General features: G+C 71.1%; 10 protein-coding genes. 9 read left to right on the top strand and 1 reads right to left on the bottom strand.

Going from position 1 to position 23,171, the window contains the following annotated elements; genetic code table 11:
- Positions 1-5 precede the first annotated feature (5 nt).
- The 5 genes from ON33_RS26345 to ON33_RS26325 all read left to right on the top strand — a co-directional run bounded on the left by ON33_RS26345 (position 6) and on the right by ON33_RS26325 (position 17,880).
- Positions 6-13,373: a non-ribosomal peptide synthetase gene (locus tag ON33_RS26345; protein ID WP_051152824.1), complete on the top strand. Its 13,368-nt coding sequence runs from the start codon at positions 6-8 to the stop codon at positions 13,371-13,373.
- A 120-nt stretch (positions 13,374-13,493) separates the two neighbouring features.
- The gene (locus ON33_RS38605; RefSeq protein WP_218001516.1) at positions 13,494-14,939 is read left to right on the top strand and encodes a molybdopterin-dependent oxidoreductase; all 1,446 of its coding nucleotides are present in this window, start codon (positions 13,494-13,496) and stop codon (positions 14,937-14,939) included.
- A 94-nt stretch (positions 14,940-15,033) separates the two neighbouring features.
- On the top strand, positions 15,034-16,071 hold the full coding sequence (locus ON33_RS26335; protein WP_083869318.1) for an ATP-binding cassette domain-containing protein: 1,038 nt from the start codon (positions 15,034-15,036) through the stop codon (positions 16,069-16,071).
- A gap of 70 nt (positions 16,072-16,141) precedes the next feature.
- Positions 16,142-17,278: a sensor histidine kinase gene (locus ON33_RS26330; protein WP_040861786.1), complete on the top strand. Its 1,137-nt coding sequence runs from the start codon at positions 16,142-16,144 to the stop codon at positions 17,276-17,278.
- A complete protein-coding gene (locus ON33_RS26325) occupies positions 17,275-17,880 on the top strand; it encodes a response regulator transcription factor (RefSeq protein WP_040861785.1) in 606 nt (201 codons plus the stop codon). Before ON33_RS26330 ends, ON33_RS26325 begins: the two co-directional genes overlap by 4 nt.
- 122 nt (positions 17,881-18,002) lie before the next feature.
- Here the strand turns inward: ON33_RS26325 and ON33_RS26320 are convergent, their stop codons facing one another.
- Positions 18,003-19,994: a TPM domain-containing protein gene (locus ON33_RS26320; protein ID WP_040861784.1), complete on the bottom strand. Its 1,992-nt coding sequence runs from the start codon at positions 19,992-19,994 to the stop codon at positions 18,003-18,005.
- Positions 19,995-20,055: 61 nt separating this feature from the next.
- On the opposite strand from ON33_RS26320, the gene ON33_RS26315 reads away from it, so the two are divergent.
- From ON33_RS26315 to ON33_RS26300, 4 genes are all read left to right on the top strand, one after another.
- On the top strand, positions 20,056-20,751 hold the full coding sequence (locus ON33_RS26315) for an MBL fold metallo-hydrolase (RefSeq protein WP_040861783.1): 696 nt from the start codon (positions 20,056-20,058) through the stop codon (positions 20,749-20,751).
- A 44-nt stretch (positions 20,752-20,795) separates the two neighbouring features.
- Positions 20,796-21,449 carry a YdcF family protein gene (locus ON33_RS26310; protein WP_040861886.1) on the top strand — a complete coding sequence of 218 codons (654 nt, stop codon included), beginning with the start codon at positions 20,796-20,798 and terminating at the stop codon, positions 21,447-21,449.
- A 3-nt stretch (positions 21,450-21,452) separates the two neighbouring features.
- Positions 21,453-22,721, top strand: a complete 1,269-nt coding sequence (locus ON33_RS26305) for a deoxyguanosinetriphosphate triphosphohydrolase (protein WP_040861885.1) — start codon at positions 21,453-21,455, stop codon at positions 22,719-22,721.
- A 5-nt stretch (positions 22,722-22,726) separates the two neighbouring features.
- A partial coding sequence (locus ON33_RS26300; protein ID WP_218001515.1) for a HalD/BesD family halogenase occupies positions 22,727-23,171 on the top strand: 445 nt, incomplete at its 3' end.

Raw genomic sequence — 23,171 nt, 5'->3', positions numbered from 1 at the left:
TGCCCATGACGCGTGAGATCGCGGCGGATCGATCCGCTACCGTCTTCCCCCTTTCCCCGGCTCAGCTGGGAATGTTCTATGCGCAGCAACTGGATCCGGCGGTGCCGCTGTCGGAGGCCCAGTACATCGAGATGCGCGGACCGCTGGACCTGGCGGTCCTGCGGCTGGCGGGGGCGCGGGCGGCGCGTGAATTCGGTTCGGGTGTGCTGCGATTCGTCGACGTCGAGGGCCGGCCGTATCAGGCGGTCGACACCGAGCTGGAAGCCGCCGTCGGTTTCCTGGATTTCCAGGACCGGGCGAACCCGGTCGCCGAGGCGCTGGAGTGGATGCGCGCCGATGTCGCGGCGCCGATCGATCTGTTCGGTGCGCGGACCGGACTGTCAACGGTGATCCGGGTCGGCGAGTCCCATCACCTGTGGTACACCAGAGCACACCACCTCCTCATCGATGGATTCGGCTCGATGACCATGCTGTATCGGGTCGCCGAGCTGTACAACGCCGCGGTGTGCGGGCAATCGGCGCCTCCCGGCACCGCGGCCTCGCTGCTGGACGTGCACGAGACGGAGATGGCGTACCGGGAATCCAGCCGGTACACCACCGACGAGCACTACTGGCGCGAGGTCACCGCGGGCATGCCCGACCGGTGCAGCCTGGTCGGGGCCACCGCGCCCGCGAGCGCGCTGGCCCGCGAGGCGCGTGCCCAGCTGGGCGAACGGACCGCGGCGCGCCTGGAGCGCGCGGCCCGCCGCTTCGACACCAGTCCGGCGGGCGTGGTCATGGCGGCGGTCGCGCTGTACTACGCCCGTCTCACGGCCACCGAGGACGTGGTCCTGAGCCTGCCCGTTTCCGGCCGGACCACGGCGCTGCTGCGGCGCTCCGGCGGCATGATCGCCAATGTGGTGCCGCTGCGGGTGCCGGTGCCGCGTGCGGGCAGTGTGGGCGCGGTGCTGGACGCCGTGCGGGTGGCGGCGTCGGGGGCCTTGCGGCACCAGCGTTTCCGGCACGAGGACATGCGGGGCGAGGCCGATCGCGACGAGTTCGGCCGGGGCATGACCGGGCCGGTCATCAACATCATGCTGTTCCCGGCCGGGATCGATTTCGAGGGCGTGGAGTCGAGCCTGCACGTGGTCACCTCGGGTCCGATCGAGGACCTCTTCGTCAACTTCTACCAGCACGGCGCGGACGCGCCGATCCACGTCGACTTCGCCGCGAATCCGCGTCTGTACGATGAGGATTCACTGAGCAGGCATCACCGGCGTTTCCTCGCGGTGCTGGATTCGCTGCTGGACGCCGAGGCCGGAACATCGGTCGCGGCACTGGATTACACGGTGGCGGACGACAATCCGGTGCTGGCGGGGGCGCACGGGCCGGAAGCGCCGCAGCCGCGACTGCTGCCGGAGATCCTGGCGGAGGGCCTGTGCCGGGCCGGACCCGAGACGATTGCCGTCATGGGACGCGACCGGCGGCTCACCTACGGCGAGCTGGACGCGCTGTCGAATCGGCTCGCGCGCCGGATCCTGAACGCCGCATCCGGTGACGTGGCGGCCGTCGGGCCGGAATCGACCGTGCTGCTGGCGCTGCCCCGTTCGATCGAGGCGATGGTCGCGCTGTGGGCGGTGGCCAAGACCGGCGCGGCCTTCGTGCCGGTGGGCACCGCGCTGCCCGCCGGCCGCGTGGCGCGCATCGCCGCCGAAGCGGGCGCGGAGATCGGCCTCACGTTCGCGGAATCGACTGACTCGCTGCCGGATTCGGTCCGGTGGATCACCGTCGACGCCCTGGTGACGGGAGACGCGGAACTGTCCGATGAGCCGCTGACCGCGCAGGAGGTGCGGGCACCGCGGATCGGCAATCCGGCGTACGTGGTGTTCACCTCCGGATCGACCGGTGTGCCCAAGGGCGTGGCGGTGACTCATGCCGGATTGGCCGGGCTGGCCGCGGCGATCGTGGCGGCGTACCGGGTCGATCCCGGATCGCGGGTTCTGCAGTGCCTGAACCCGAGTTTCGATGCGTCGGTGCTGGAATGGCTGATGGCGTTCGCGTCGGGTACCACCCTGGTGGTGGCGGAGTCGGATCCGGTGGTGGGCGCCGAATTGGCCGGTCTGGTCGAGGCTTTCGGTATCACCCAGGTGTGTTCGACGCCCGCCGTGCTGTCCACCCTGGAGCCGGACGCGCTGGCCGGGGTGCGAGCGGTGTCGTCGGGCGGCGAGCCGACCCCGCCGGATATCGTGGCGCGCTTCGGGATCGGCCGGGATCTGCTGAACTCCTACGGCCCCAGCGAGACCACTGTAGCCGTCACCTATACCCACGGACTGGTTCCCGGCGTGAATGCCGGTCTCGGCGAACCGATTCCGGGCGCCGGGATGCTGGTGCTGGATCGCTGGCTGCGGCCGGTGCCGGTCGGGATGGCCGGGGAGCTGTACGTGACGGGCCCGGGGGTGGCGCGCGGGTATGTGGGCCGTCCCGGGCTGACCGCCGAGAGTTTCGTGCCCGACCCCGCAGGTCCGGCCGGGGCCCGCATGTATCGCACCGGAGATCTGGTGCGCTGGACCGGGAACGGCGTGCTCGAGTATGTGGGGCGCGGCGACTTCCAGGTGAAGCTACGCGGCATGCGCATCGAGCTGGGGGAGATCGACGCCGTCCTGAACTCGCACTCGTCGGTGGAGATCGCGGTCACGGTGGCGCGTCCGGGTCCGGGTGGCGGTTCGGTGCTGGCCGCGTATGTGGTGCCGCACGCCGGTCAGGTGATCACCGAGCCCGAGCTGCTGGACCACGCGGCCCACCGGTTGCCGCCGTACATGGTGCCCGCGACGGTCACTGTGCTGGGGGCGTTGCCGCTCACGCCGAACGGCAAGGTGGATCGCCGGGCGCTGCCGGAACCCGTAGTGGCGCAGCCGATGTCGGTTCGCGGTCCCGCCAATGACACCGAACGCCTGCTGTGCAGCCTGTTCGCGGAGATTCTCGGGACGGAGGCCGGCCCCGACACCTCGTTCTTCGCGCTCGGCGGCGATTCGATCATGGCCATCACTCTGGTGTCGCGTGCCCGTGCGGCGGGCCTGGTCTTCTCGGCCCGTGAGGTTTTCGAACACCGCACGCCCGCAGCCCTGGCGGCCGTGGTGACCCGGCTGGAGGACCGGCCGCGCCGGCTGCCCGAGTTGCCCGGCGGTGGCGTGGGCCGGCTGCCGCTCACCCCGATCGCGGCCTGGCTGCTGTCGCGGCCCGGCTGGCGGCATTTCGCCCAGTCGATGGTGGTGCAGGTGCCGGCCGGGGCCGAACTGCCGGTGCTGCTGCGCACCGTCCAGGCCCTGCTCGACCGGCACGACATGCTCCGCGCCCGCCTGGTCGACACCGATGACGGTCTCCGCCTGGACGTTCCGCCGGCCGAGGACACGGAGGCGGCGCCGCTACTGATGCGATTCGACTGCGCGGCGGCCGGAGTGTCCGGCGCGGCGATCGACCGGGCCCTGACCGAGGCGGCCGCCCGGCTGGATCCGCGTGCGGGCCGGATGCTCGCGCTGATCTGGCTGGACGCCGGTCCGGCGCGGCCGGGCCAGTTGGCGATAGCCGCCCACCACCTGGCCTGTGACGCGGTCTCGTGGCGAATCCTGTTGCCCGACTTGATGTCCGCGTGGACGCAGGCCGTGGCCGGAACGAAGCCCGAGCTGCGGGAGACGGGGACCTCGGTGCGTACCTGGGCGTACGCTCTCGAGGCCTTGGCGTCACCGGGCGTCCCGGGTGTCGAGGGCGATGATTCGCTGGCATCCGAAATCGGTTGGCCTGCAGGGGAACTCGGCTACTGGCGTGACGTGCTGGCCCCGGATGCCCTGATCGGGCGGCGTCGGCTGAATACGGCTGCGGACACCCACCGAACCGCCCGCCGGATCGACATCGAGCTACCGGGGCAGGTGTCGGCGGCACTGTCCCAACGGCTCGCGGACACCTACCGCTGCGGCGTCGAGGACGCCCTGCTGGCAGCCCTCGCCCTGGCCTTGTCGCGGTGGCGGGCCGGGCAGGGCGCTGACGCGGCGAGCACGGTGGTCGCGGTCGAGCGGCACGGTCGCGACGAGGCCGCGGTGCCCGGAGCGGACCTGTCCCGGACGGTCGGCTGGTTCACGGCACAGGTGCCGGTGCGGCTGGGACCCGTGGCCGTGGACGGGGATTCCGTGGTGGATGCCGCGCTGAAGACGGTCAAGGAGCAGGTGCGGTCGGTGCCGCGTGGCGGGTTCGGGTACGGGCTGGTCCGCTACCTGAACGCGCGGACGGCGAGGGAGCTGGCAGCGCTGCCGGACCCGCAGATCGGCTTCAACTATCTCGGTCAGGTTCTCGAGCTGGCGGCGCCGGCCGATTGGCTGCCGATCTCGATGGGGGATCGGCTGGGCGGGCACGCGGATCCGGATATGCCGCTGGCGGCGGTGATCTCGGTGGACGCCATCACCCTGGAGTCGGAGAACGGGCAGCGGATCCACGCGGTGTGGCAGTACGCCGGCAATGCGGTCGCCACCGAGGACGTGGAAGCGCTGGCGCGGGAATGGCTTTCGGCCGTCGGCGAGATCGCCGAACTGGTGCGCCGGCCCGGCGCCGGTGGCCTCACCCCCGGCGATCTGGCGCTGCTGAACGTCACACAGCCCGAGATCGAGTCGTGGGAGCGGGCTTTCGGCCGGCTGTCCGACGCCTGGCCGCTGACGCCGTTGCAGCGCGGCCTGCTGTTCCAGGCGCAGCTGGCCGAGGGCGGCCCGGACGGCTACTCCGTGCAGGCGATCATCGATGTCGAAGCCGACCTGGACTTCGACCGGCTGACGGCCGCCGCCCAGGCGCTGGTCCGCCGCCACGATGTGCTGCGCGCCGGATTCCTGGCCTCGGATGCCGGTGCGGTGCAGGTGATTCCGGCCGAGGTCGCGGTGCCGTGCGAATACCGCGAGGCTTTCGGCGCCACGTCGGAAGAGCTGGACGAGATCGCCGCGGCCGAGCTGCGCAAGCCGTTCTCGGTCGACCGCCCGCCGCTGATCCGATTCCTGTGCCTCGCGGCTGGGGAGCGGCGATTCCGGCTGGTCATCACCAACCACCACCTGATCCTCGACGGCTGGTCCATGCCGATGCTGTTCGCGGAACTCATCGCCCTCTACGAAACCTCCGGTGACGACGCCGGGTTCGCGATCCCGACGCCGTTCCACACGCACCTGGAATGGCTGGCCGCCCGCGATGACGACCTGGCCCGCGAGGCCTGGCAGCAGTCCCTGTCCGGCCTCGACGGCCCGACCCTGATCGCCCCGGCCGCGCCGCGTGCCGATGCCGCGACCGCCCCGGTCGCCCACGAGGTGCCCCTGCCCGACGGCCTGCCGGACGCGCTGCGCCGCACGGCCGCGGCCTGTCAGGTCACCGTCAACACCCTCGTGCAGGTGGCGTGGGCGCTGCTGCTGGCCGAGCAGACCGGCGGCTCCGACATCGTCTTCGGCGCCACGGTGTCCGGCCGTCCGCCGGAACTGCCGGGGGCCGAGCGCATGGTCGGCATGCTGGTCAACACCGTCCCGGTCCGTATTACCCTGGACCCGGCCGAATCGATCGCCGACCTGCTCACCCGCGTCCAGCGCGAGCAGGCCGCCCTGGCCGAACACCAGCACCTGGGCCTCGACGAGATCCACACCGCCACCGGCCTGGGCCCGCTCTTCGACACCGCCACCGTCTTCGAGTCCTACCCGGTGGACGCGGCGACTCTGACCGCGGCCACCCGCCAGGCGGACCTCACCGTCATGGCCCTGCGCGCCCAGGACGGCACCCACTACCCGCTCTCGCTGGCCGCCTACGCCAACAATGGCCTCCGCCTCGAACTGACTCGTTCGCCGCGCTATTTCGATGCGTCCGAGGCGGATTCACTCGCCCGTGCGCTCGCCGATCTGCTGGTCGCCCTCACCGGCAAGTCGACCCGGAGAATCGCCCAGCTGCACAGCATCGATCCGCTCGACGCCCCCTCCATCCGGCATGGCAGCCCGGCTCACGAGGTGCGTCTGCTCCCGGATCTGCTGTCCGCCAGCGGATCCCCGGACACCCCGGCGATCGTCAGCGCCGCGTCTGCGGCCGGGATGACCTACGCCGAGTTGGACAAGGCGTCGAACCGATTGGCCCGGAAGCTGATCGACGTCGGGGCCGGTCCCGGACAGGCTGTGCTGGTCGCCTTGCCGCGGTCGGTGCTGTCCATGGTCGCGGTGTGGGCCATCGCGAAGACCGGGGCCGCGTTCGTGCCGGTGGACGTGACGCAACCGGCGTCGCGGACCGCTGCCATCGCCTCGGAATGCGGTGCGGTGCTGGGGCTTACCTCGGAGCAGGTGACGGATCTGCCGGGCGAGGTGGAGTGGCTGCGCCCGGACGAGGATGTGTTCGCCGCCGAGTGCGAGGCACGGTCCGGCGAACCGATCACCGACGCCGACCGGCTCACACCCCTGCGCCCCGAGCACGCGGCCTACGTGGTGTTCACCTCGGGATCCACGGGCACCCCGAAGGGCGTCGTCGTCCCGCACACCGGTCTGGCCGCCCTGGTCGCGGCCACGGCGGAACGCGGTGGGATTCAGCGCGACTCCCGCGTGATGCACTGCCTGAACCCGGCTTTCGACGCGGCCATACTGGTGTGGATGTCCGCCTTCGCCGCCGGAGCGACGCTGGTCGTGGCACCCCCGGAGGCCGGCGCGGGCACGGAGCTGGCGGCGGCCCTCCGCCGCGGCGCGGCCACCCATCTGACGTGCACGCCGAGTGTGCTCGGCACCCTCGAGGCGGCGGATCTGCGCGGCGTGCGGACGGTCGTCATCGGCGGTGAGCCGTGCCCGCCCGCCCTGGTGACCCGGCTCGGTCCGGGCCGCGCACTGGTGAATTCCTATGGTCCGGCGGAGACCACGATCGCCGCCAGCTTCGGCGACCCCATGACGGCCGGCACCTCGACCCTGCTGGGCGACCCGGTGCCCGGCGCATCCCTGCTCGTCCTGGACGCCTGGCTGCGTCCGGTACCGTTCGGCGCGGTCGGCGAACTCTATGTGCGCGGTCCGGGTCTGGCGCGCGGTTATGCCGGTCGCGCGGGCCTGTCCGCGAGCCGGTTCGTCGCCGACCCGTTCACCGCCGGTCAGCGCATGTACCGCACCGGCGACCTGATGCGGTGCACCGCGAACGGCTTCGAGTACGCCGGTCGCAGCGACTACCAGGTGAAGATCCGCGGTATCCGCGTCGAGCCGGGTGAGGTCGACGCCGTCCTGCTCACGCATCCGGTCATCGAGGCCGCGGTGACGGTCGCCCGGCGCAACCCAGCCGGGGCGATGACCCTGTATTCGTATGTTTCGCTGACGGATCCGGTGCCGGTGTCCGAGCTGCTGACCTGGGCTTCCGGGCGGCTGCCGCGCTACCTGATGCCCTCCAGCCTGCAGGTGCTGCCGGAGCTGCCCCTGACCGTGAGCGGCAAGGTGGACCTGCGCGCACTGCCGGAACCCCAACTGGTCCAAGCCGAGTACGCCGCCCCGGCGGGGGCCGAGGTGGCCGTCGCCGAGACCTATGCCGAGGTATTGGGGCTGGATCGCGTCGGCGCTCGCGACGACTTCTTCGCTCTCGGTGGCGATTCGCTCATCGCGACCCGCGTCGCCGCCCGCCTCGCCGTGCAGCTGGGTCGCGCCGTTCCGGTGCGCCTGCTCTTCGAGTCCCCGGTGGTCGCGGACCTGGCCGTGCGCCTGTCCGCCGCCGAGATCGATACCGCCGCACCGGATCTCACCCGGACGGAACGTCCCGAGCTGGTTCCGCTCTCCCCGGCTCAGCAGCGCATGTGGTTCGTCAATCGATTCGATCCCGACTCCCCGGCGTACAACGTTCCTGTGGCCCTGCGGCTTTCGGGCCGCCTGGATCACGACGCATTGCGCGCCGCGCTACAGGACGTGCTGGCCCGCCACGAGACCCTGCGCACCGTCTACCCGGACGTCGACGGTGTCGGCGTGCAGCGGGTGCTCCCCGCCGAGGACGTGCCGCTCGACCTCGACCCGGTGCCGGTATCTCTCGACCGGCTCCCCGAGGCCGTCGCGGACACCCTCGGCCACGGGTTCGATGTCACCGCGGCCGTCCCGCTGCGGGTCCGGGTATTCGTGGTCGAGGACCGCGAGGGAATCGGCTCGGCCGTGTTCGGTTACGGCCCGCGCACGGTGCCGGCCGACGGGTTCGAAGAGCACGTGGTCGTGCTGGTCGCGCATCACATTGCGACGGACGGCTTCTCGATGGCCCCGCTCACCCGCGATGTGGCCGCCGCCTACGCGACACGGGCTGCCGGGCAGCTGCCGGCCTGGGAACCGCTGCCCGTCCAGTACGCGGATTACACGCTGTGGCAGCGGGATCGGCTCGGCTCCGAGGACGACGCCGGGTCGCCGGCGGCGCGTCAGCTCCAGTACTGGTCGGACACCCTCGCCGGCGTGCCGGATCACCTGGAGTTGCCCACGGATCGGCCGCGCCCGGCCCGCGCCTCCCACCGGACGGCCGAGTGCGCCGCGCGCGTGGACCGTGACCTGACCGCCGCGATCGACCGCTGCGCCCGCGCGCATCGCGCGACCCCGTTCATGGTTGTGCACGCGGCGCTGGCCGTACTGCTGGCCCGCCTCAGCGGCACCGGGGACGTGGTGGTCGGCACCCCGGTCGCGGGCCGCGGCGTCCGGGAACTCGACGACCTGGTCGGCATGTTCGTGAACACGCTGGTGCTGCGCACCGGCATCCGCCCGGAGGAGGGTTTCGCCACGCTCCTGGATCGGGTGCGGGACGCGGATCTCGCCGCCTTCGAGCACGCGGACATCCCGTTCGAGCGGCTGGTCGAGGTACTGGCCCCGGCCCGGTCGGAGTCCCGGCATCCGCTCGTTCAGGTCATGCTGGTGTTCCAGAACCTGGCCATGCCGGAGCTCCAACTGCCGGGGCTGACCGTGTCCCCGCTCGAATTACCGCAGACCAACAGCCGTTTCGACCTGAGCCTCACGGTCATCGGCGACACGGACGGCCTGGAACTGCGCTGCTGCTACGCCACCGATCTGTTCGACGCATCGACCATGGCGGACTTCACCGCCCGGCTGGTGCGCGTGCTGGCCGAGGTCACGGCCGAACCGGCCCGCCCGGTCGGCGATCTCGACCTGCTCACCGCGGCCGAGCACGAGCGTCTGCACACGGCCGCCGAACCCGTCGCGTCCCCGCGCCCGCTGGCCGACCTCATGGCCGACGCGGTCGCCGCGAATCCGGACGGCCTCGCGGTGATCTGCGGGGACCGCCGGCTCACCTACCGTGAGCTCGACGCCCGGGCCGAACAGCTGGCGCGGCGGCTGGCCGCGGCCGGGGCCGGGCCGGAAACACTGGTGGCCGTGGGTATTCCGCGATCCATCGAATCGGTGCTGGCGGTCTGGGCCGTCACGCGGACCGGGGCGGCGTTCGTCCCGGTGGATCCGGCCTACCCGCTGGATCGGATCGCCCGGATCATCGACGTTTCGGGAGTATGCCTTGGCCTCACCGTGCGTGCGCAGTGCGACCGGCTTCCGGGCACGGTGGATTGGTGGTGCCTGGACGATCGTGACCCGCAGGCGTATCCGGCCGCGATTCAGGAAATCAGCAGGGACACCGCACATCCGGCGTACGTCATCTTCACCTCGGGATCGACGGGTGCGCCCAAGGGCGTGGTGGTATCCCACGCCGGGCTGGCGAATCTCGCGGCCGCGCAGCGGGACCGGGATGCACTAACCTCCGAATCCCGAGTTCTGCACGTGGCGTCACCGAGTTTCGACGCCTCCGTCGTGGAACTGCTGATGGCGGTGGGCGCGGCCGCCACCCTGGTGATCGCGCCCCCCACCGTCTTCGCCGGACCCGAGCTCGGCGAACTGCTGGCGCGCGAACGGGTCTCGCACATCGCGCTCACTCCGTCGGCGCTGTCCACGGTGGATCCTTCCGGTCTCGACGATCTGCGCCTGATCGTCACCGGCGGCGAACCCTGCCCGCCGGAACTCGTCGCAACCTGGGCGGCCGAGGGTCGCGATCACTTCAACGACTACGGGCCGACCGAGGCCACGGTGTGGGCCACCGGTGCGCCGTTGGCTCCCGGTGCGCCGATCACCATCGGCCGGGCCGCACCCGGGATGGAAGCCGTCGTCCTCGACGACCGGCTGCGTCCGGTCCCCGACGGTGTGGTCGGCGAGCTGTACCTCGCGGGAATCGGTGTGGCGCGTGGCTATTTCGACCGCTTCGACCTGACCGCCACCCGATTCGTGGCCGACCCGCACGGGCCCGCCGGTCGGCGCATGTACCGCACCGGCGACCTGGTGCGGCGTCGCGCCGGAAACCTGGAATATCTGGGCCGCACCGACACCCAGGTCAAACTGCGCGGCCTGCGCGTCGAACTGGGGGACGTCGAGGCGGCGCTGACCGCGGAGTCCACGGTCGCCCGAGCGGTCGCCGTGGTCCGCGACGACGGACGCGGCGGCATGCTCGCCGCCTACGTGGTCGCCGCCGATGGAACCGCACCCGACCCGGTGGCCTTGAAGAAGGCGGCCGCACAACGACTCCCGTCGTACATGGTGCCGTCCGCCATCATGGTCCTGCCCGACCTGCCGCGCACCGCCAACGGCAAACTGGACCTGGATGCCCTGCCCGCACCGCAGCTCGTGGTCGGTGAACAGCAGCCGCCGCAGGGAACCGTCGAGACGGCCGTGGCGGCGGCCTTCGCCGAGGTGCTCGGCGTCGATCAGGTCTGGCGCGGAGACGATTTCTTCGCCCTCGGCGGCAATTCACTCATCGCCACCCGGGTGGTGGCCCGGCTCGGCGCCGCACTCGGTACGGCGGTCCCGGTGCGCGCCCTGTTCGATGCCCCGACCGTGGCCGAACTGGCCGAACTCGTCACCACCGGCGGCGCGTCGGACCGTCCGCGTCCGGGACCGCGCCCGCGCCCCGAGCGGATTCCGTTGTCGGCGGCCCAGCAGCGCATGTGGTTCCTCAACCGCTACGACCCAGGCTCGCCGCTCTACAACATCCCCGGAGCGTTCGAAATCACCGGAGCGCTGGGTATTTCGGTGCTGCGCTCGGCGCTCGACGATGTCGTCGACCGGCACGAGACACTGCGCACCATCTACCCGGTGGGGCCGGATGGCCGGCCGTGCCAGGAGATCCTCCCCGCGACAACGGGTTCGGTACCGATCACCGAATTCGAAGTGGCGGAGCCGGATATCGCCGGAACCCTGATGGCCCAGCTGTCCCGCGGCTTCGACATCACCCGCGAGACCCCGCTGCGGGTCTGCGTGCTCCGTATCGCGCCCGACCGCACCGTGCTGGCCATGGCCGTGCACCACATCGCGGCCGACGGCTGGTCCATGGCCCCACTGGCCCGGGATGTCATGTACGCCTTCGCCGCTCGGTCGGCGGGGGTGGCGCCCGAATGGATCCCGCTCCCGGTGCAGTACGCCGATTACGCCCTCTGGCAGCACGAACTGCTCGGCTCGGATCGCGATCCCGATAGCCTGGCCGGCCGTCAGCTGGAGTTCTGGCGCACCACCCTGGACGGTGTGCCCGAGGTCCACGCGCTGCCTGCCGATCGGCCCCGCCCCGAGGTCCCCTCCGGTGCCGGTGACCGCATCGAATTCACCGTTCCCGCAACGGTTCACGACCGTATCCAGGTGCTCGCCCGCCGGCACGGAGCCAGCCCGTTCATGGTGGTGCACACCGCCCTGGCGGTGCTGCTGGCGCGGTTGTCGGGCCGCACCGATATCGCCATCGGCTCGGTGGTCGCGGGCCGTGGCGACGGCGAATTGGACGACCTGGTCGGCATGTTCGTCAATACCGTGGTGCTGCGGTCCCAGCTCGATCCCGCCGCCGGTTTCGCCGCCACCCTCGACGCCGTGCGGCAGGCCGACCTGGCTGTTTACGGCAATATGGACCTGCCGTTCGAGCGGCTGGTGGAGGCGCTGGCCCCGGTCCGCTCCACCGCGCACCACCCGCTGTTCCAGGTGCTGCTCGCCTTCCAGAACCTGCGCACCGAGGCGACCACGCTGCCCGGCTTGGAGATTCGGCCCCTGGAAGCGCCCGCGCCCGGATCCAAGTTCGACCTGGAATGGATGCTGGCCGAACAGTTCGGGACGACGGGGGAGCCGGCGGGCATCACCGCCTCGCTCACCTTCACCACCGACCTGTTCGACCGCGCCACCGCCGCGGCCATGGTGGAGGGGTTCCTCGCCCTCCTGGACGCGGCGACCGCCGCGCCCACGGCGGCGATCGGCACGCTCGCCGTGACGCCCACCGAGGGCGGTCCGCTGCCCGCCCTCACCGGAAATCCCCCCGACGACACCGCCTCCGTGGTGCGGGCGCGGCCCGCCCCGGTCCGCCGCGTCTACCGCGCCCCGCGCACCGACGCCGAACGCACACTCGTCGACGCCTTCGAAACCGTGCTGGAGTCCCCGCGAATCGGTGTGGACGACAACTTCTTCGATATCGGCGGCAATTCCATGGGCGCGGTCCGCCTGGTCACTCTGATACGCGAGCGGACCGGCCTCCCCATGCCGCTGCAGTGGATGTTCCTCGACCCGACGCCCGCCGCGCTGGCGGTGCGCCTGGTCGAGGCCGCCGAGCAGCCTGAGGTGACGGCATCGATGCGAGTGCTGCTGCCCATGCGCCCGCAGGGCGACGCGCCGGCCCTGTTCTGTGTGCATCCGGCCATCGGATTGGCCTGGTGCTACGGCGGATTGGTGCAGTACGTCGATCGGGACCGCCCGATCTACGGCATCCAGTCACCGGGTGTCGCCGACGGCGGCACCGCCGACCGCACCGTGCGCGAACTGGCCATCCGGTACGTCGAGGAGATCCAGCATGTCCAGCCCGAGGGGCCGTACCACCTGCTCGGATACTCGGCGGGCGGTCCGCTGGCGCATGCCATGGCCGTCGAACTGCGTCGTCGCGGCGCGGACGTGCCGTCGCTGATCATGATCGACTCGCGCGCCGACGTCGCGGTGCCCGACGACAGCGCCCTGCCGCCGCTGTCCATGCTGCTGGCCGAGTTCGGCGGCATCGACATTCCGCCGGAACTCGAGCACCTCACCCCCGCCCGGGCGGCCGATCTGCTCGCGGCATCCGGAATCACCTTCACCGCAACCGAACTGGAGAACTTCTACAGCGATCTGCGGCACCTGCTGCGGCAGATCGCCGCCCACGAGCACGAGGTCTTCGACGGCGACCTGCTCTTCTTCGCCGCCGCCAACAACCCCGACCCCAACCCGAACGTCAGTACCTGGCGGCCCTACATCGGCGGCGCCATCGAGGACCGGCCGCTGCCGTACAGCCACAACGAGATGATCACCGCCGAAGTCCTGGCCCAGATCGGCCCTCTCGTGGACGCCTACCTGCGCCGGTGACCCCGACGCGGTCCGCCCGATAGAGCGGGGCATCCGGGAAAGCTTGCGGGCCCACACCGTGACTGGGGAAGAATGGGCGCTGGAAACCCGATCGGTTACTGGAGGTTCGGGCAAGTGTCGGTGAACGGGCAAGTGTCGGACAGCGTGACGCGGCGGCTGCTGGGGGCGGCGGCGGTGGGGCTGGGTGCGCTCGGCGCGGGCGAGCTGCTCGCCGCGGCCAGGGGCGGATCCGTGCTCGACGGCATCGGGCGGCTGGCCGCCGATTACGCGCCCGTGCCGGTGGTCGAGACCATGGTGGCGCAGGCCGGAGAGCACGACAAGGAGATGACCCGGCTCGGCGTGGCCCTCGGCGGCATCGCCGCGGCCGCCGGGATGGCCCTGCTGCCGCCGCGGCTGCGGACCCCCGCGGCCATGGCCTTCGGCGCGGGAACCGCGGCCGCGGCACTGCGCGGCGCCAACCGCTCGGTGCCCGGGGCGGCCGGCGGTCTGGCGGCGGCCGCACTGCTCCGCGCCGGGATTCGACGCCCTTCCCGTCACGAATTGCTTTGGGCGACAGCGGGAACCGGCATGCTCGCCGCCGCCGAGGTGCTGGTGCGGCGTGCGGACCTGCGCTACCGCGAGCTGGCCCGGCGGTCCGGGCCGAGGGGCGCGCACGCACCGGTGCCCGAGGACGGCCTCGGAGTGGAACCGGGTCTGTCGCCGCTGATCACACCCGCAGCCAAATTCTATGTGGCGGATGTGAATTCGCGGCCGCCGCGTATCGACCCCGTCCAGTGGCGGCTGACCATCGGTGGCCGGGTCGCCCACCACCTGCGGCTGTCGCTGGCCGATCTGGCCGAGCAGGCCGTGGAATTCGACGCCGTCATGGTCTGCGTGCACAATACGGCCGGCTCGGGCCGCTGCGGCAATGCCCGCTGGCTGGGTGTCCCGCTGACCGCGCTGTTCGACCACGCCGTCCCCGAAGCTGGGGCCACCCGGCTGGTCACCCGCGCCGTCGACGGCTACACCATCTCGCTGCCGCTGGAACGGCTGCGCACCGGCGAATGGCCCGGCTACCTGGTCATCGGCATGAACGGCGAACCGCTGCCACCCGAACACGGCTTCCCCGCACGGGTTTTCGTGCCCGGCATCTACGGGCAGTACTCCGGCGCGAAGTGGCTCACCGAGCTCGAACTCGCCGACGACACCCACGTCGACTACTGGTGCAAGCGCGGCTGGCCGGTCGAGCCGCTGTGGGTGCGCCCGCAGGCGCGCATCGACGTGGCCTCCAGCGGCGCGGCGGGTTCCGGCAAGTTCACGGTCGCGGGCGTGGCCTGGGCCCCGCCCCACGGGGTCGCTGGGGTCGAGATCCGTATCGACGAAACCGAATGGCTCCCGGTCGAACTCGGCTCCGAACTCGCGCCCGCGGCCTGGCGCCGCTGGCGCACCCTCGTCGACCTCCCGCCCGGTACCCACACCCTCCAGGCCCGGGTGACCAGCCGTTCCGGCGAGGTCCAGGACGCGGCCCAACGCGCGCCCTTCCCGCTGGGCCCGGGCGGCCTGCACACGGTCACGGTCACCGCCTAGCCCTCGGCCTCCCGGCCCTGCCATGACATCTGTCATGCCCGACCGATGACGGACGACGCAGGCGCCGAGGCTCCCGGCCGCCGACAGTAGAGCTATGAACGCTACTGCTGACGGTATCGCGGTCCGGCGGCCCGGGGGCGGGGCTGCACCGGCCATCGAGATTCGAGGGCTGGTCAAGACTTTTGCCACCTCGGGTGGGACCGTGCGCGCCGTGGACGGACTGGATCTGACCGTGCGGCCGGGGGAGATCGTCGCCTTCCTCGGGCCCAACGGCGCGGGCAAGACGACCACCATCGATATGCTGCTCGGTCTCGCCCGGCCGGACGCGGGGGAGGTGCGGGTGTTCGGCGCGGCGCCCGCGGAAGCCATTGCCGCGGGCCTGGTTTCGGCGGTCATGCAGTCCGGCGGCCTGCTGCCGGACCTGATCGTCGGCGAGACCGTCCGCCTCGTAAAGCGCACCGTCCTGTTCGCGCTGGTGATGCCGCCGCTGTTCTTCATCATCTTCGGCGCCAGCGCCGACTTTCGCAGCCGGGGACTGGGTTCCGGCAACACCACCGGCTACGTCATGGTCTCCATGGCCGTCTACGGCGCGCTGCTGGCGACCTCCACCGGCGCGGCCCGGGTGGCCGTGGAACGCGCGGCGGGCTGGAGCCGCCAGCTGCGCCTGACCCGGCTGCACCCGCCGGCCTACATCGCGACCAAGATCGCCGTCGCCATGGTGCTCGGATTGTTCTCGGTGACAGTGGTTTTCGCGGTCGGAGCCGTGTTCGGTGCACACCTGTCGGCGTCGGCGTGGGTGAGCTGCTTCCTGATCGCCTGGCTGGGCTCACTCGTCTTCGCCGCCTTCGGACTGTTCATGGGGTACCTGCTGCCCTCGGAGAACGTCATGCAGCTGCTCGGCGTCTCCCTGGCGCTGCTGTCCTTCGCCGGCGGCCTGTTCAACCCGCTGCACGGCTGGCTCGACATCGTCTCGAAACTGGTGCCCACCAATGGAATAGCGGTTCTCGCCCGCGCCCCGTTCGCGCAACCCAGCGCCGTGGGCATCGTGCTGGCCATCGCCAATGTCGTCACCTGGGCCGCGATCTTCACTCTCGGCTCCGCCTACCTCTTCCGCCGTGACACCGCACGCTGAGCGATCCCGGGACGCCGGACCGGCAGAGCACTCTGCCCGGCCGGTCCTGTTCGGTGTAGCGTCCGGCTCTGTGGACGCGGAGGAAGAGGGCATTCGGCGACGGCGGCGATTCGGGTCGCTGTTCGCGGCGGTGTGGGCGGTGTATCTGATCCAGCCGCTGCGGCGGGGCTGGGAGCTGGACAGCCCGGTCGCCCGGGTGTACACGCTCGCGGTCATCGTGGCCTTCGGCGCCTGCTACATCTGGTCCTACTGGCGGATCGTGCGGGGCGGCCGGCCGGTCGGCGGGGCGTGGCCGCCCGACCCGGAACCGCGGACGGTCTTCGTTCCCCTGGTCGTGCAGGCAGCGCTGATCGCGGCGGCCGCGGTCACCCTGCACACCTCGGTGCTGGGCATGAGCGTCTATATGGCCTCCTATATCGGCTTCAGCGCCCCGGTCCGGTGGGCGATCCCGCTGGAGCTGGCGCTGATCGTGGTGTTCGGGACGGTGCCGCAGCTGGTCACCGGGCAGCCACCGGACTGGGGGCTCATCCAGTCGATCGCGCTGGCGGGCTTCGCCGTCGGCGGCATCCGCGTGATCCTGATGCGCAATCACCAGCTCTACCTGGCCCGCAAACAGCTCACCGAGCTGGCGGTGGCGGAGGAACGGCTGCGGGTCGGCCGCGACGTGCACGACATCCTCGGCCACTCGCTGACCATCATCGCGGTGAAAACCGAACTGGCGCAACGACTCATCGAGCTCGACCGGGACCGCGCGAAAACCGAGATGGCCGATGTGGAGCGGCTGGCGCGTGAGGCGCTCGCCGGGGTGCGCACGACCGTCGGCGGCCTGCGCGAGGTGTCGCTGGCCGGCGAACTCGCCAATGCCCGCACCGCGCTGCGTGCCGCTGAAATCGAGGCCGAGCTACCGGATTCCGACGACCTGCCCATCCGCCACAGCGTGGTGTTCGGCTGGGTGCTGCGCGAATCGGTCACCAATGTGGTGCGGCACAGCGGTGCCGCCCACTGCCTGGTGCGGGTCACCCCCACCAGCATCGAGGTGTCCGACGACGGCGTCGGCATGCGCGATGCCGCGCGCACCGGCTCCGGCCTGGCCGGGCTGCGTGAGCGGGTGCAGGCCACCGGCGGCACCCTCACCCTCGCCAACCGGCCGGAGGGCGGATTGCGGGTGCTGGCAAGCTTTCCGGCGACCATCAAGGAGCCGGAATGATCAAACTGCTGCTCGCCGACGACCAGGCTCTGGTCCGCGGGGCGCTCGCCGCCCTGCTCAGCCTCGAACCCGACCTCGAGGTGGTCGCCGAGGTGGGCCGGGGTGACGAGGTCCTCGCCGCGGTCGCCCGCACCGCGCCCGACGTGGCCCTGCTGGATGTGGAAATGCCCGGTCAGGACGGCATCTCGGCCGCGGCGCAGTTGCATGCCGCCCACCCCGAGGTCCGCATCCTCATGGTCACCACCTTCGGGCGCCCCGGCTACCTGCGCCGCGCCATCGACGCCGGCGCCTCCGGCTTCGTCGTCAAGGACACGCCCGCACGGGAATTGGCCGATGCCGTCCGCCGGGTCCACCTGGGCCTGCGCGTGGTGGACCCCGCCCTCGCCACCGAAACCCTCACCGCCGGAACCTCACCCCTCACCGCCCGAGAACGCGAAGTCCTCGCAGCGGCCTCCACCGGCGCGACCGCCGGCGCCATCGCCAAACAACTCCACCTCTCCGAAGGCACGGTCCGCAACCACCTGTCCTCCGCAATAGGAAAGACCGGCACACGAAACCGGGCCGAAGCGGTCAAGGCCGCCGAACGCCTCGGCTGGCTGTAGCGACCCGGTACCTGGCTCATTTGCTGTGGATGCCCACGGGCGATCAACTTCATCGGAACGATTCTGGCGAACACCGGATCGGGTGGCACCGGCTCCGACTGGTGAACCGGACGGATTCGTGCTCAGAAGCGGCCGCCGCGGCTGATGCGGCGGGAGCCGTCCGAGCCGCCGAAGGAGCCCGGGCCGTAGCTGCCTCCACCGCCGAAACCGCCTCCGCCGCTGCGGTATTCGTTGCCCATGCCGCGGAGCATGCCGTCGATGAGAATGCCCCCGAGGATGGCGCCGGTCTGGGAGCCGGAGCTGACGCGCTGCTGCTGGGCCTGCCAGTCGCGGACGGCGGCCTGGGCGGTGTGGAGGGCGCGGGCGCCGAGTTCTGCTGCGCGCTGGGCGGATTGGAGGGCCTGGGCCGGATCGGCGAGGGCTTGCTGCTCGGCCTGGGCCAGGCTGCGCTCGGCTTCGGCGAGCCGGGTGCGGGGTTCGGCGTCCACGCCACCGCGGCGAGTGCTGATGAAGTCGGCCGCGGCATTGACCTGACCGCGGGCCGCGGTCAGGGTCTGGTCGAGGCGGCGACGCAGTTCGTCGTCGGCGCGCTTACGGTCGGTGGCGGAGGCGATGGCCTGGTCGAGGGCGGCGTCGGCGGCGATGGCCCGCCGGAAGACGCCGAGCGGGTTGGTGGCGGCGTCTGCGGTGGCCTGGCCCAGAGCGGTGCGGGCTTCCGCTGTGGCACTGGGCAATTCGGACCCACCGTGTTCGGACAGACCGGCCGCGGTGGCCAGGTCGCGTCGCAGTTCCTCGATGAGGGCGGGCAATCCGGCGCGGGCCTGGTCGATATCGATGGCCGCGGTGTCGACCGCGTCGAGCAGCGTGCGGGCCGCGTCCACGGCGGATTCGGCGGCGCGGATGTCCCCGACCGCCGCGCCCTGCCGGCCAACCGGTTTCGCGACCGCGGCCCGACCGTCCTCGATCGTCCGTTCCGCGAACCCGATTCGCTCCTGTGCCATGCCCACGTTGTCGCGGATGGGCGCGAGCACCGACGCCGGATGCTCGGCCACCAGCTGGGTGAGCGTGGCCTGCGATTTCGGCAGCCGCGCGGTCAGTTCCACCATGGCCCGGGTCAGCGCGTCCAGCCGGTCCCCGGCATTGATGAGCAGATCGCGCATGGCGTCGAATTCGCCGACTTTGGCGTCCAGCTCCCGATTCGCGCTGCCGCAGCTGCTGATCAGCTCGATCAGCATCCGCTGCTGCTGGTCGGGCGTCTCGGGAATGTCGTCGTCGAGCTGCTGGCGGATCGAGAACGCTTTGGCCAGCGCGTTCTTCGCGCCCGTCAGCGCGGCGGTGAACGGCGCGGTGGCGGTGGCCCCGAATTCGTCGGTGGCCAGCCGCAATTCCTCGGCACTGGTGCGAATGGCGTTGTCCGTGTCGACGAGGGTCTCCTTGGACAGGGCGTCCAGGACGACCAAGGGAAGGGCTTCCAGCGCGGTGACATCGGTCGGATCGGTCTTGCGGGCCGAGTCCATCACCGACCGCTCCCGCCGCGTCTTGCGCCGTCGTGCCCACCACCACACGCCCAAAACCGCCGGCACCACCACCAGCGCCAGGATCAGCAGCGGCCCGACGCCGACGCCGCCGGACCCGCTCATGGCGTGCGACAGCCCGCTCGCCGTGGCGAGCCCGGCCCCGGCCCAATCCCCGGACCGCAATCTGGGTTCGACCTGATCGATCAGCAGCTTGTCCAGATCCTTGTCGCTGACCGACTTTGGCACGGTCCCGGTGAACGCGTAGGCCCGATCGTCCACGGCCACCGACAGCAGCACGTCCCGATCCCCGAACCCGGACAGCCGCGCGGTCTCCTCACCCCACGAATGCGAGTCCATCCCGTTGAAATCGCGCACGTAGACGACCCACAGCCGTTCGCGGTCGCGCGAGTACAGCGAGTCGATGGCCTGCTGCAGCTCGGCGGTCTGCCCTCGGTCGAGCACGCCCGCGTTGTCCGTGACATAGCTGGGCAGCCGCAGCGGCGCTTCGGCCGTCGCCGACGCGGCCCGCCCGCCGACCAGGGCCGAGGCCAACAGCAAGCCGATCGCGAAGAGGAACAGCTGCTTCGGTAGCCGCATGCCTCGAATCTAACTGTGGAACGCGGAGGGTCGGTTTCTTCTGCACACTGTGTCGTCGGCCATGACTACGATCGGGGGCGTGATCACGATCGATTCGCCCTACACGGGCCATGTCTCGCCCGGTTCCAATCCGCAACAGCGTGAGGTTCCCGGCGCGCGCATCGTGAAAATGTCGGTCGGCGGCATGGACAACAACACCTACCTGGTGCAATGCACCACCACCGGTGCGACGCTGCTCATCGATGCCGCCAACGAGGCGGACCGGATTCTCGAGCTCATCGGCCAGGAGGCGCCGGGCCGAGTCGAACTCATCGTCACGACCCATCAGCACATGGACCACTGGGTCGCGCTGCCGGAGGTCGTGAAGGCGACCGACACGCCCACCGCCGCCCACGCGCTGGACGCCGAGCCGCTGCCCGTCACCCCGGCCCGGCTGCTCGCGGACGGGGACAAGATCCAGGTGGGCGAACTCGAGCTGGAAGCCATCCATCTGCGCGGCCACACGCCCGGCTCGGTCGCCCTGGCACTGACCGACGGCGCCGGCCGCACCCACCTGTTCACCGGGGACTCGCTGTTCCCGGGCGGCGTGGGCCGCACCCTCTCGCCGGAGCAGTTCACCTCGCTGCTCGGCGATGTCGAGACCAAACTCTTCGGCCGCTACCCGGACGACACAGCGGTCTACCCGGGTCACGGCGACGACACCACCCTCGGAGTGGAGCGACCGCAGTTGCCCGAGTGGCGGCGACGCGGTTGGTGAAACTCCGGAACCGCCCTACCGAACCGGACCGGCTGGTCCGCGACATGTCCGCCGTCAACCCCCCGGGCGGGAACGGCGTACTGCGCTGGGCCCGCCGGCTGCTGGCCGGCGCGCTGCTCATGGGCCTGCTGGTGGTGGGCGGTACCGCCGTGCGGGTCTGGCAGGTGGCCCGCATCGACGACTACACCCCGGCCGACGCCATCGTGGTGCTGGGCGCGGCGCAATACGACGGCACCCCGTCCTCGGTGTTCGAGGCGCGACTGGACCAGGCGTACAAGCTGTTTCGCAAGCAGATCGCTCCCATGGTCGTGACGGTCGGCGGCAAGCAGATCGGTGACAACTACACCGAGGCGGCGTCGGGCAAGAACTATCTGAAAGACCGTGGCGTGCCGGAGGATCGGATCCTGGCCGTCGAAACCGGTTCCGACACCCTGCAGAGCGTGGAGGCGGTGTCGAGAGCGCTACTGGCGCGCGGCAAGTCGTCGGTGGTGCTGGTCAGCGACCCGTGGCATTCGCTGCGGGTCCGGACCATGACGCGGGATGCCGGGCTGTCGGCCTGGACCGCGCCCACCCGCACCGGCCCGGCGGTGTACACCCGGGAATCGCAGGCGCACGGCATCTTCCGGGAGACCTTCGCGTTGCTGTGGTATCAGCTGACGCATTTCTCGGCGGATTTCAAATACACGGCGGATCAGTGAGTGATGAACGCGCGTATCGACTATGACGGTGTGTACTCCGAGGCCGATCGGGAGCGCATGGTGCCCGAAACGGACCGGACGGCGGGACTGAACTGGTCGCCGTGCCCGGCCCGGCGCAGCGAATTCGCCAGGGATCGGGCGCGAGTGCTGCATTCGGCGGCACTGCGGCGACTGGCGGACAAGACCCAGGTGATGGGCCCGCGCGACGGGGACACCCCGCGCACCCGGCTCACGCATTCGCTGGAGGTCGCCCAGATCGGCCGAAGCATCGCCGACAGTCTGGGCTGCGATCCCGACCTGGTGGATCTGGCCGGGATGGCGCACGACATCGGGCATCCGCCCTACGGCCACAATGGTGAGAAGGCGCTAGACCAGTTCGCCGACGCGCACGGCGGTTTCGAGGGCAATGCGCAGAACCTGCGCATCCTCACCCGGCTGGAGCCGAAGGTCATCGACGAGCAGGGTGTCAGCTTCGGGCTCAACCCGACCCGGGCCGCCCTGGACGCCGTCATCAAATACCCTTGGGGCAGAACGGGTCCCGGCTCCAAGTTCGGCGCGTACGACGTGGACATGGACCGCCTGGACTGGGTCCGCAAGGGTGCGCCGGAGCGCCGCCAATGCCTGGAGTCGCAGATCATGGACTGGTCCGACGATGTCGCGTACTCGGTGCACGACGTGGAGGACGGCGTGATCGTGGGCCGCATCGATCTGCGGGCGCTGGCCGACCCGGTCGAACAGCGTGCGCTCGCGGAACTCGGTGCGCGCCAGCATCCTTCGCTGACCCTCGACGAGCTGGTCGCCGCCGCGCAGCGGCTCTCGGAGATGCCGGTGGTCTCCGACGCCGCCGAATACGACGGCTCCCTGCGCGCCTCGGTGGCGTTGAAACGACTGACCAGCGATCTGGTGGGCCGCTTCGCCACCGCCGCCGTCGAGGCCACCCGCGCCGCCTGGGGCGGCCGCCAATTGTCGCGCTACGCCGCCGATCTGGAGGTGCCGCGCATCGTGGCCGCCGAGGTCGCGGTGCTCAAGACCATGGCATTGCGCTACGTGCTCTCCGACCCCATCCACCGGGTGCGGCAGGCCGGGCAGCGCGAACGCATCCTGCTGGTCGCCGACCGGTTGCTCGCCGCCGCCCCGCACGGGCTGGACCGGCTGCTGCTGCCGTGGTGGGAGGCGGCCGGCGACGACACCGCGCGGGTGCGGGTGATCGTCGATCAGATCGCGTCCTACACCGAGAGCCGCCTGGAACGGGTCGCCGCCGCGATACCCTGAATCCGGTGAATCCAGCGGCAGGGGGCGCGATGGCACGCGAGGTGGACGGCATAGTCGACCTGGATCGATACCCGCTGGACCGGAGGTCGACGGTGCGGCTGCGCGAAGTGATCGAGCGGGCGCAGGCGGACTTCCTGGTCAGCGGTGTCACCGTGCTGCCCGAATTCCTGCGTCCCGCCGCGGTGACCGAGATGGCCGCCGACGTGCTCTCCGACGGGCTCGGCGACGCCATGCGCTTCGAGTACACCGTGGCGTGCGACCGGATCCCGGATTCCTCGCCGCTGAAGGCGCTCTACCACTGGGAACCCTTGCGGGAGTTCGTGTCCCACCTGGTCGGGGAGCAGGCGTACCGGTCGGCCGACGAGCTGGGCGCGATGACCGTGCAGATCCACGAGAACGGGGATGTGCAGGACTGGCACTACGACCTGTCCGATTACACGGTGATGCTGC

The organism is Nocardia niigatensis NBRC 100131, from assembly GCF_000308655.1.
GTDB classification, from domain to species: Bacteria; Actinomycetota; Actinomycetes; order Mycobacteriales; family Mycobacteriaceae; genus Nocardia; species Nocardia niigatensis.
This window is presented reverse-complemented; position numbering and strand designations above follow the sequence as displayed.